Source organism: Streptomyces sp. NPDC111744 (assembly GCF_055634995.1).
The window spans coordinates 77,875-88,488 of the sequence record NZ_JBVKCG010000018.1 but is presented as its reverse complement, the minus strand read 5'-3'; the positions used below and the strand labels follow the sequence as shown (position 1 = coordinate 88,488).

Here is a 10,614-nt window from a genome sequence, read left to right as displayed (position 1 = left end):
AATGGTGGTTAAGGTCCGCCCCGTGGATTCCACCGGCCCGATCGTCATCGCGGGAGCCCTGGTCGGCTTCGCCGTGGGTCTCACCGGCATGGGCGGCGGAGCCCTCATGACCCCGATCATGGTCATGGTGTTCGGGGTGAATCCGACGGCGGCCATCGGCAGCGACCTGGCCGCGTCCGTGTTCATGAAGCCGTTCGGCGCGCTGGTGCACCAGCGGGCGGGCACCGTGCGCTGGCTGCTGCCCACCGCGGTCCCGGCCGCCTTCGGCGGTGTCTTCCTGCTCCGCGCCCTCGGCGAAGGCGACGACCTGCAGCAACGCGTCAAGTACGTCGTCGGTACGGCGCTGATGCTCGCGGTCGTCGGCATGCTCACCCGGCTGTGGCTGGATCGCCGCCGCGCCGCCCCCGACGCCGAGGACGCCCATGTTCCGGTACGGCCGGTGGCGACGCTGCTCATCGGGCTGGTGGGCGGGGTGATCGTCGGGATGACGTCGGTCGGCTCGGGCTCCCTGATCATCGTGATGCTGATGCTGGCCCACCCGCGCCTCAAGGCGAACCATCTCGTCGGTACGGACCTGGTGCAGGCCATCCCCATGGTGGCCGCCGCGGCCCTGGGCCATCTGCTCGTCGGCGACGCCGACCTGGGTCTCGCCGCGACCCTCCTGATCGGCGCCATCCCCGGCGTGCTGCTCGGTTCCGCCATCTCAAGCCGGGTCGCCGGAGGCGCGGTGCGCTGGGCCCTGGTCGTCCTGCTGACCGGGTCGGGCCTGTCGATGCTGAAGGCGTCCTCCACCGTCATGGTGCTCGGCTGCGTGGGGATGGCGCTGCTCGGCGGGACCGTCAGCGTGCGCGACCGCCGTATCGCGCGCCCTCGGGCTGCGGGCGAGGCGGCGGCCGAGCCGGCGAGCGTCAGCAGCGGCTCGTAGGCGGTGACCGACTCCTCGGCGTCACCCACCCGCTTCCGTCTCTCTCCTCCGAGCCCAGGTCGCGGAGGTCGCCACCCGCGCGGGATCATGGCATGAGCCGGCCTTGAAGGAGCCCACATGCGACGGAACCGACTGCTCACCTCGGCCGCGGCGCTGTGCGCGGCCGTCTCGCTGGGTCTGGCCGTGCCCCACACCGCCACGGCCGCCACCGAGCACGACTGTTCCTACGTGTCGTCGGGCTTCCGGCCGACCCTCACGTACGGCGACTCCGGCGCGGCGGTCAGCCAGGCCCAGTGCCTCAGCAACGCATGGGGCGGCGAGCCGCCCCGACTCGCCCCGAACGGGGTCTACGACACCCTCATGCTGAAGAAGATCGAGTGGATCCAGGTCTGCCACGGCCTCCCGGAGAGCGGAGTGATCGAGGGCCGCACCTGGCAGGCGCTGTACCACCCGGCCCTGGACTGCTACGTCCCGTATCCGACCTGACGGCCACCGCCCCACCCTTGCCCAGACCTCGCCCTGCCGGACCCCTCCCACCCCGGCGACAGAGAAGCTGGCCCGCTTCTTCCGGTGAACCGTCAGTTGTTCCAGGTCTCGTCGTAAGGGTCGGCCGGCGTCGGGATCGGCTTGGCCTCGGTGACCTTGAGGAACGGGATCGGACCGCCGTTCACCGGATCCTTGGTCCGACGGGCGGTGTACGTGCCCGTCACCTGGAACCAGGCGTCCGGCTGGAGAACCGGGGGGATGCTGCCCGTCAGGGCGATCTTCACCGGCTGGGCGTCCGCCGCACAGCAGTTGAGGGCCATGCGGACCAGGTAGGGGGTGCCGGCGGTGTCCACGGCCACGAAGCCGGTGATGCGGACACTGTGGCCGTCGAGCGAGCGGCCGTGGTCGTACACCGCGCGGCCCGCGTAGTCGACCAGGTTGAGCGGGATCGGGTCCCCGGTCGGCAACTTCGTGTACCCGTACGGCTGTTGCAGGGCCGTGCCCGCGCGCATCGCGCTGTAGGAGCCGAGCGCGGGCGGGGCGATGAGGATCAGGGCCAGGAGGGGAAGGACCAGGAGCCAGGAGATACGGGGTTCGGGGTGGGCGTGGGCCGTAGCGGTGACGGGGGTACGACGGCGGCTGCGGCGCCACTCGTACCACGCCGTCGCCAGAGCCGACACGATCAGGACCGCGCCCGCCGCCAGCAGCAACGGGCGCAGGCCCGCCTTCACATAACGCAGATAGAGGTCGGTGGCGCCCGCGTGCAGCAGGGCCGCGCCGACCAGGAACATCACCGCCGCCTGTGCCTGCCGGTTCACAGCAGCACCGCCCCGGTCAGGACCGCGCCTGCGATCGCCGCGGCGAAGGTGGCCGGGGCGAAGCGCAGGGCGAAGCCGCGGCCGAAGGTGCCCGCCTGCATCGCGAAGAGTTTGAGGTCGATCATCGGGCCCACGATCAGGAACGCCAGCTTCGCGGTGAGGGAGAACTGGGTGAGGGACGCCGCCACGAACGCGTCCGCCTCCGAGCAGATGGAGAGCAGTACGGCCAGGATCGCCAGGGCGAGGATCGCGATCACCGGGTTGGCGGCGGCCGTGCGCAGCCACTCCGCCGGGGCCACCGCCTTCAGCGTCGCCGCCGCCATCGCGCCGAGGACCAGGAAGCCGCCGGCGTGCACGGTGTCGTGGCGGACCGAGTCCCAGAACGCCTCCGCCCTGGTCTCGCCCTGGTGGTGCGCGTGCGCCGGCGTGCGCAGCCAGTCGGTGCGGCCGAGGCGCTGCCACAGCCAGCCCATCCCGCACGCCACCAGCAGACTGCCGGCGAACCGGGCCAGCACCATCTCGGGATTGCGCGGGAACGCCACCGCCGTCGCCGTCAGCACGATCGGGTTGATCGCGGGGGCGGAGAGGAGGAAGGCGATGGCCGCGGCCGGGTTGACACCCCGGCGGACCAGGGCGCCGGCCACCGGGACGGACGCGCACTCACAGCCCGGGAGTACGGCACCGGCCAGGCCCGCGACCGGGACGGCGAGCGCGGCGCGGCCGGGCAGGGCGCGGGCGAAGAAGGACGGGGGCACGAAGACCGCGATCGCCGCCGAGAGAAGCACGCCGAGGACGAGGAAGGGGAGCGCCTGGACGACCACCGCCACGAACACCGTCATCCAGCTCTGCATCACCGGCTTCGACAGCGCGCCGCGCACCGGGCCCTGGAACACCACGACCAGGAGGAGGAGCAGGGTCAGGGCCAGGGGGGAGCTGAGATGCCAGCCTTCCTGGTCCGGGCGTCGGCCGCCGGTGCCGGGACGCTCGTCGTCGTGGGCGGCGGGCCCGGGCGGGGCGGCTTCTTCGGTGATGGCCACGGGGCGGGTACCTCCGGCACGTCGGTGCGTGGGCGCTTCGGGTCGGGTGCGGCTCGGGTGGTCTTGTGTCGGTGGTTCAGGAGCGGGCTTCGGCGGCTTCCGGTGTGTTCGGTGGTTTTCGGCCTTCCCGTTTACTACGGCCCGTCGCGGGCGGCTGTTCACTCCGTTGCTGGAACCGTGCGTCCCGTTGAGGCAGTCTTTCCCCTTGTGGCGAGCGTTCCGTATCAGGGTGGTGGCGCCCCGGCGCACATGGTGGTCTGCGGCGACGACGGGCTCGCGCACCGGCTGGCGGCCGAGTTGCGCGTGGTGTACGGCGAACAGGTCACCCTTGTCGTACCGCCGGACGTGCGGACCGCCAGGCCGCCGGTCGTCGGACGGGCCCGGGCCGCCTCGGCCGCGCTGCTCGACCGGGTGGTCAGCGCCGCCGTCGGGCGGGCCAACGGGAACGGCGCCAACGGCGGTCCCGGCCCGGTCAACAGTGAAGGCCCACGCGGGGAGCGGGTGCTGGAGGCCGTGGAGGCCACCGAGGCGGTGCTCGCCGAGGCGGGCGTGGAGCGGGCCGCCGCGCTCGCGCTCGTGTACGACGACGACGAGACCAACATCCGGGCCGCCCTCACCGCCCGCCGGCTGAACCCCCGGCTGCGGCTCGTGCTGCGGCTGTACAACCGGCGGTTGGGGCAGCACATCGAGGAACTCCTCGACCAGGCGGCCGCGTTGGCGGTCGGCGACACGGACGGCGGCGGGGGCGACACGTCCACGACCGTACTCTCCGACGCCGACACCGCCGCGCCCGCACTCGCCGCCACCGCGCTCGCCGGGACCGGCAAGGTCATCCAGACCGACGGGCTGGTGCTGCGGGCGGTGGACCTGCCGCCGGGTGCCCTCGCACGGCAGGACGCCGACCAGGGGCTGTGCACGCTGGCTTTGTTCTCGGCGAACAACAGCGGTCCCGAACTGCTCGAGGGCGCCGGGGAGCAGGGACCGCGGCTGCTGCCCGACGACGCGGAGGTACGGGCCGCGGGTGAGCGTGGCGTGATGGTGCTGGAGCAGGTGTCGTCGTCCGCGGCGGCCGCGCAGGACAGGCGCCGGGTCGGGGTCGGGCTCGGGGTCGCACCGCTGCTCGCCTCGCTGTTCTCGCGGCGGCTGCGGTGGTCGCTGGCCGGGGTGGTGGGGTGTGTGGTCGCGCTCGCGGTCGCGCTGTCGGTGGTGACGGGCATTCATCCGGTACGGGCCTTCTACTACACGCTCCTCGATCTGTTCGCCATCGACAATCCCGCGATCGGGCAGTCGCTCGGGCGGCAGATCCTTCAACTGCTGTCCGGGTTGATGGGGTTGCTGTTGCTGCCGGTGTTGCTGGCGGCGGTACTCGAGGCGCTCGGCACCTTTCGGACGGCTTCCACTCTGCGGAAGCCGCCTCGGGGGCTGAGCGGGCATGTGGTGCTGCTCGGGCTGGGAAAGATCGGGACGCGCGTGCTGACGCGGCTGCGCGAACTGCACGTGCCCGTGGTGTGCGTCGAGTCCGATCCGGACGCGCGGGGGCTGGCGGTGGCCCGGCGGCTGCGGGTGCCGGTGGTGCTCGGGGATGTCACCCAGGAGGGGGTCCTGGAGGCCGCCAAGATCCACCGGGCGCAGGCGCTGCTCGCGGTGACCAGCGCGGACACGACGAATCTGGAGGCCGTGCTGTACGCGCGGGCCGTGCGGCCGGACCTGAAGGCCGTACTGCGCCTGTACGACGACGACTTCGCGACGGCCGTGTACCGGACGCTGCGGGCCGCCCATCCGCATGCGGTCACCCGGAGCCGGAGTGTGTCCTATCTGGCGGCGCCGTCCTTCGCGGGGGCGATGCTGGGGCGGCAGATTCTCGGGGCGATTCCGGTGGAGCGGAAGGTGTTGCTGGTGGCGGTGGTGGAGGTGGGTGGGCATCCGCAGTTGGAGGGGCGGACCGTGGAGGGGGCGTTTCGGGCGGGGGCCTGGCGGGTGCTGGCGCTGGAGGGGCGGCAGGGAGTTGCGGGGGCTTATCTGCTGCGGGGTGGGGATCGGGTGGTGGTTGCGGCTACTCGTTGGGGACTGGCGGAGTTGTCCGGACGTCGGGTGCCGCCCACCCACCCCCCTGACTCGCTTGGTTGAGAGGTGGGGGTGGGTGGGTTGCGGTGGTGGGCCCGGCGCGGCTGCGTGGGGGTCGAGCGCGCCCACGCGGCGGTAGCCGCACATCGATACAGGCCCGCGCCCCTGTACGGGGCGCTTGGCCTAGCGGATTTTGCCGGTTGCCCCCTGCGGGGAGCTCTGCCGCACCGGTCTCGGAAAGTCCGCCTCAGTCCGTCGGTGCCGTCGCCACAGACGTGAGGTGCCTTTCCGCGAACTCCATCTCAAGTCTCAGTTGCTTGATCCGTTCGTCCACCACCAGGGAGCCGTGGCCCGCGTCGTAGCGGTAGACCTCGTGGGGGGCCGAGCGGGCTGCCAGGCGGGTGACGTAGTTGTCGATCTGACGGATGGGGCAGCGGGGGTCGTTGACGCCGGCCGAGATGTACACCGGGGCCTTCACGTCGTCGACGTATGTCAGCGGCGACGAGGCGGCGAAACGCTCGGGGACCTCCTCCGGTGTGCCGCCCAGCAGCGTGCGGTCCATCGCCTTCAGTGCCTCCATCTCGTCGTGGTACGCCGTGACGTAGTCGGCGACCGGGACGACCGCGATACCCACCGCCCAGGACCGGGGCTGGGTGCCCAGGCCGAGCAGGGTCAGGTAGCCACCCCAGGAGCCGCCGGTCAGGATCAGGCGGTCGGGGTCGGCCAGGCCGGACTCGATCGCCCAGTCCCGTACCGCCGCCACGTCCTCCAGCTCGATCAGGCCCACCCGGTGCTTCAGCGCGTCCGTCCAGGCGCGGCCGTAGCCCGTGGAGCCCCGGTAGTTGATGCGGACCACCGCATAGCCGTGGTCCACCCAGGCCGCCGGGCCCGCCGCGAAGCTGTCGCTGTCGTGCCAGGTCGGGCCGCCGTGCAGATCGAAGACGGTCGGCAACGGCCCCTGCGCTCCCGCCGGCTTCTGGATCAGGGCGTGGATGCGGCCGCCGGGCCCCTCCACCCACGCGTCCGAGACGGGGACGGACGGGGGGCACTTCATACCCGGCGGGTCCAGGACCACCTCGCCCGTGGTCGAGCGGACGACCGGCGGCTCGGCGGCGGAGGACCACAGGTACTCGACGGTTCCGTCGGGGCGGGCCGTGGCCCCGGAGACCGAGCCCGGCGGGGTCGGGATCCGGGTCAGCTCATGCGTCGCCAGTTCATAGCGGAACAGCTCGCTGCGGGCCTTGTGGCTGTGGGCGATCAGCAGTGCGCTGCCGTCCGGGTACCACTCGGCGCTCACATCGCCCGGCAGGTCGAGGGGCAGGTCCGTCTGCTCGCCGGTCACGACGTCCCAGACCAGCGGTTCCCAGCGGCCGCGCCGCTGGTGGCCGATCAGCAGCCGCGGGTCGCCGTCGACCGGGGCGAAGCCCAGCACCTCCAGGCCCAGTTCCTCCGCGCCGCCCCTGGTGTCGTCCAGCTCGGCGACCGGCGTGGCGTCCGGGCGGATCACGCGCAGCGCCGAGTGCATCGCGTCGCCGTGCTCGGTGTGCTCGATGGCGATCAACGAGCCGTCGTGGGAGAGGTCGCCGACACCCGCCGACTCATGGTGGCGGTAGATCTCCCGCGGCTCCTCCCCCGTTCTGACCAGGTAGATCGTCGTACCCTCGTCGTCGGTGGAGCGGCCCACGACCGCCGTGCGGCCGTCTCTGCCCAGGGCCAGGCCCGAGGGGTAAGACGGCTCCAGGCCCGGCGTCGCCTCCTCGTCCGCGCCGCCGCCGAAGGGCTGGCGGCGCCAGACGCCGAACTCGTCGCCGTCCTTGTCGTCGAACCACCAGATCCACGCGCCGTCCGGGGAGAGCAGCCCGTCCGTCGTGCCGTTCGGCCGGTTCGTCGCCTGGCGCTGCTCCCCGCTCGCGCGGTCCCAGGCGTACAGCTCATACGTCCCCGTCGCGTTCGACACGAACAGGGAACGGTCGGGGGCGTCTTCCGCCCAGTCCGGCAGGGAGACCCGAGGGGCGCGGAAGCGCTTCTCCCAGTCCGGCATGTCGCTCTCACTCATGGCCGCAGTCATGGCCCCATAGTGCCCGCCCCCACCCACAATGCGCTGGCGCGCGTCCTCAGCCTGTGGATAACTTTGCGAGCCTGCCCACGCACGGCCGGCCGCCCACCCCACTCCCGGCCGCCCGCGACGCTCCCCGTACCGTGGAAGGCGTGTACCGCTTCCTGCTGACACCCCGCTGGTGGGGCATCAACGTCTTCGTGCTGCTCGCCATCCCGTTCTGCGTCTTCATGGGGTCCTGGCAGCTGAGCCGCTTCGAGGCGCGGGTCGAGGCGCATCGCAGCGCCGACAAGCAGGTCGAGGCCGCCCGGACGGAGGCGGCCCGGCCACTGGCCGACCTGCTCCCCGTCGACCAGTCGACCTCCGGCAAGCGGGCCACCGTCAGCGGCCGGTACGCCAAGCAGCTACTGGTGCCCGGCCGGCAGCTCGACGGCAAGGACGGCTTCTACGTCCTGACCCTGCTGCGCACCGACTCCGGTCAGGCCCTGCCCGTCGTCCGCGGCTGGCTGCCCGGCAAGGCCGACGCGGCCAAGGCGCCCGCCCCGCCCGCCGGCGAGGTCACCGTCACCGGCGCGCTCCAGGCCTCCGAGACACCGGGAGACAACGGCGTCAGCACCCAGGGCGGGCTGCCGTCGGGACAGACGGCGGCGATCAGCGCGGCCTCCCTGGTGAACCTGGTGCCGTACCGGGTGTACGACGCGTGGATCACGCTGGACAGGGCCGACTCGGGGATGACGGCCGTACCGGCGACCGCGCCGGACAACTCGGGGCTCGATCTGAAGGCGTTCCAGAACCTCGGCTACACCGGCGAGTGGTTCGTGTTCGCCGGGTTCGTGGTGTTCATGTGGTTCCGGCTGCTGCGCCGCGAGGTGGAGTTCGCACGGGACGCGGCGCTCGGGCTGGTACCGGACGAGGAAACCCAGGCCCAGCAGCCGACCGCGACCGTCTGACGGACGCCGACCCGACGGCGCTGACCCCGCCGCGCCGGCCGGCCGGTCATACCGCAGGCAGCACCCCGGTCCAGTAGACCGTCCCGGCGCATGCGTTCGTCACCGTCGCGGAGCCGGTCGGGGATCCGGCCTCCGGGGTGTACGAGACCGCGACGCTGCCGTCGGCCGTGCCGTCCTCGGTGAGCAGCTGGGTGGTGGTGCCGACCGATCCGGATGTGGTCGTACCGGTGCTGCTGCCGGTGTCCTCGGAGGGGCTCGGGGAGGCCGTGGTGCCGCCGGTGTCGGTGGAGCCGGTGCTGGAGCCGCTGGTCGGGCAGGTCTCCAGGGGGACGAAGCCGAACTTCTCCTCGTAGGCGGCGCCGGGTGCCAGGACCAGGCCGGTGAGTTCGGTGGACGGGTCGGGGAGCCCGGCCGCCGCGTCACCCGAGGTGTGCCGGACGGCGCTGATCTTGGTGGCGTCGGCCGCGCCCTGCGCGAGCAGGCCCACGCTCCCGGGGCCGCCGACGGTACAGCTCGTCTTTGAGACGTTCACCACCCGGAAGGTGCCGTAGACGACGCCCGTCGAGTCGGGGGCGTCGACGGTGGCGGCCGGGGTGGCGAGCTGGTCCGAGGTGCAGACCGGGGCCGCGGTGTCGGCGCTGGCCGTGGGGACGACCTTGGTGCCGCCGACGGCGCCGGTGCTCTCGTCCTTGCCGCTGTTCTTGGTGCCGCCCGGGTGCTGCTCGGTGGCCTGGCCGCTGGAGCCGCCCGCGGTGCTGGAGCCGCCGTCCGGGTTCTTGCCGCCGGTGGCGCCGCCCTGGGCCTGGGACGCCTGGGCGGCGATGGACGTGTTGGGGTCGGTGCCGCCGGAGTTGGAGACATGCACGAGGGCGGGGATCGCGGTGCCGATGAACAGGGCGGCGGCCGCCATGCCTACGGCGGCCTGGCGCTTGCGGGCCCGGCGGGCGGGCACCGCGCGGCGCAGGTGGTCGAGGGCGCCGTCGCGCGGTGCGAGATCGTCGACCGCGGAGTGCAGCATCCGGCGCAGGGCCAGCTCGTCGGCGCCGAGCCCGTCATGGCCGGGGCGCAGCCCGTCATGGCCGGCGCGCAGCCCGTCATGGCCGGCGCCGAGCCCGTCAGGTCCGGGACCAAGCCCGTCAAAGCCCTGTCCGAGCTCCTCGGGGCCCTTTTCGTCGGGGCCGTGGTTCACAGTTCCGTTCCCAGCGTGCGATTGCGTGTGCTCTTGCTCGTGGTCTCGCGGCAGCTCTCGCCGACCGGCAGGCCCATGGTGATGGTCCCGCGTCGGCTCGTGCCAAGCGTAGGGCTCGTGGCGATCATGTGAGTCGCCTCCCTCGGGGCTGTCCGTCATGCCAGCGACTCCATCGCCACCCGGAGCGCCGCGATGCCGCGCGAGCCGTACGCCTTCACCGAGCCCAGCGAGATGCCGAGCGTCTCGGCGACCTGGGCCTCGGTCATGTCGGCGAAGTAGCGCAATACGAGGACCTCGCGCTGGCGGCGCTGCAGACCCTTCATCGCCTTGATCAGGTCGCGCCGCTCCAGCAGGTCGTAGGCGCCCTCCTCGGCGCTCGCCATGTCGGGCATCGGCTTGGAGAGGAGCTTGAGGCCGAGGATGCGGCGGCGCAGCGCGGAGCGGGAGAGGTTGACGACGGTCTGGCGGAGATAGGCCAGGGTCTTCTCCGGGTCGCGGACGCGTTTGCGGGCGGAGTGGACGCGTATGAACGCCTCCTGGACGACGTCCTCGCAGGAGGCGGTGTCGTCGAGGAGGAGCGCGGCGAGGCCGAGAAGCGAACGGTAGTGGGCCCGGTAGGTCTCGGTGAGGTGGTCGACTGTGGTACCGGCCGCCGCCGTCTCCTCGGCTCCGTCACGCTGGCTGGGTATGCGGGTGGGCCGCGCTGCGGGCATGGGCGCGATCACCGGCATGCCGCCGGCCGCGCCGGGCATGCGGGGACGCAGGCCCGCGCTGGGCGGCCGCAAAGCCGTCGCGCCGAGGGGCGCACTGAGTTCGAGTACCTCTGCCACGCAAGTTGGACACGTCTACCCCCCTCGGGGTTGTACGCGCCGGGCATCCCTTTCGCGTCAGGCGCGCCGGGCGGGGTCCCGCCGGGCATGCCGGGTCGGCCGGCCCGCACGGTCGACACCGTTCTCCGCGCGTCCGGCAGTGCACCCGACGGTGTCTCACATGCCGTCATGCGTCCCGCTCTTCCCTTGTGTCCCATATGAACGGGCGTCCCCACGCCCTGATCACGGCGTCCCCACGCCAGGATCATGCGTCCCCACG

9 protein-coding genes are annotated in these 10,614 nt (G+C 72.6%); 4 read left to right on the top strand and 5 right to left on the bottom strand.

Going from position 1 to position 10,614, the window contains the following annotated elements; genetic code table 11:
* The first annotated feature begins 22 nt into the window (after positions 1–22).
* Positions 23–925: a sulfite exporter TauE/SafE family protein gene (locus ACZ7OO_RS32210; RefSeq protein ID WP_471510193.1), complete on the top strand. Its 903-nt coding sequence runs from the start codon at positions 23–25 to the stop codon at positions 923–925.
* A 117-nt stretch (positions 926–1,042) separates the two neighbouring features.
* Entirely contained in the window at positions 1,043–1,411 is a 369-nt protein-coding gene (locus tag ACZ7OO_RS32205; RefSeq protein ID WP_471510191.1) for a peptidoglycan-binding domain-containing protein, read from the top strand.
* 92 nt (positions 1,412–1,503) lie between these two features.
* On the opposite strand, the gene ACZ7OO_RS32200 is transcribed toward ACZ7OO_RS32205, so the two are convergent.
* Together ACZ7OO_RS32200 and ACZ7OO_RS32195 are read right to left on the bottom strand one after the other, a co-directional pair.
* The gene (locus tag ACZ7OO_RS32200; RefSeq protein ID WP_471510189.1) at positions 1,504–2,229 is read right to left on the bottom strand and encodes a TIGR03943 family putative permease subunit; all 726 of its coding nucleotides are present in this window, start codon (positions 2,227–2,229) and stop codon (positions 1,504–1,506) included.
* Positions 2,226–3,266 carry a permease gene (locus ACZ7OO_RS32195; RefSeq protein WP_471510187.1) on the bottom strand — a complete coding sequence of 347 codons (1,041 nt, stop codon included), beginning with the start codon at positions 3,264–3,266 and terminating at the stop codon, positions 2,226–2,228. Before ACZ7OO_RS32195 ends, ACZ7OO_RS32200 begins: the two co-directional genes overlap by 4 nt.
* A gap of 249 nt (positions 3,267–3,515) precedes the next feature.
* Between ACZ7OO_RS32195 and ACZ7OO_RS32190 the strand changes: the two genes are divergently transcribed.
* On the top strand, positions 3,516–5,393 hold the full coding sequence (locus tag ACZ7OO_RS32190; protein WP_471510315.1) for an NAD-binding protein: 1,878 nt from the start codon (positions 3,516–3,518) through the stop codon (positions 5,391–5,393).
* A gap of 184 nt (positions 5,394–5,577) precedes the next feature.
* On the opposite strand, the gene ACZ7OO_RS32185 is transcribed toward ACZ7OO_RS32190, so the two are convergent.
* The gene (locus tag ACZ7OO_RS32185) at positions 5,578–7,398 is read right to left on the bottom strand and encodes a S9 family peptidase (protein WP_471510185.1); all 1,821 of its coding nucleotides are present in this window, start codon (positions 7,396–7,398) and stop codon (positions 5,578–5,580) included.
* A 140-nt stretch (positions 7,399–7,538) separates the two neighbouring features.
* Between ACZ7OO_RS32185 and ACZ7OO_RS32180 the strand changes: the two genes are divergently transcribed.
* Positions 7,539–8,336: an SURF1 family protein gene (locus tag ACZ7OO_RS32180; protein WP_471510183.1), complete on the top strand. Its 798-nt coding sequence runs from the start codon at positions 7,539–7,541 to the stop codon at positions 8,334–8,336.
* A 46-nt stretch (positions 8,337–8,382) separates the two neighbouring features.
* Here the strand turns inward: ACZ7OO_RS32180 and ACZ7OO_RS32175 are convergent, their stop codons facing one another.
* Both ACZ7OO_RS32175 and ACZ7OO_RS32170 read right to left on the bottom strand, forming a co-directional pair.
* Positions 8,383–9,525 carry a hypothetical protein gene (locus ACZ7OO_RS32175; protein WP_471510181.1) on the bottom strand — a complete coding sequence of 381 codons (1,143 nt, stop codon included), beginning with the start codon at positions 9,523–9,525 and terminating at the stop codon, positions 8,383–8,385.
* Between the two features lie 155 nt (positions 9,526–9,680).
* Positions 9,681–10,355: a SigE family RNA polymerase sigma factor gene (locus ACZ7OO_RS32170; RefSeq protein WP_471510179.1), complete on the bottom strand. Its 675-nt coding sequence runs from the start codon at positions 10,353–10,355 to the stop codon at positions 9,681–9,683.
* Between the last annotated feature and the right edge of the window lie 259 nt (positions 10,356–10,614).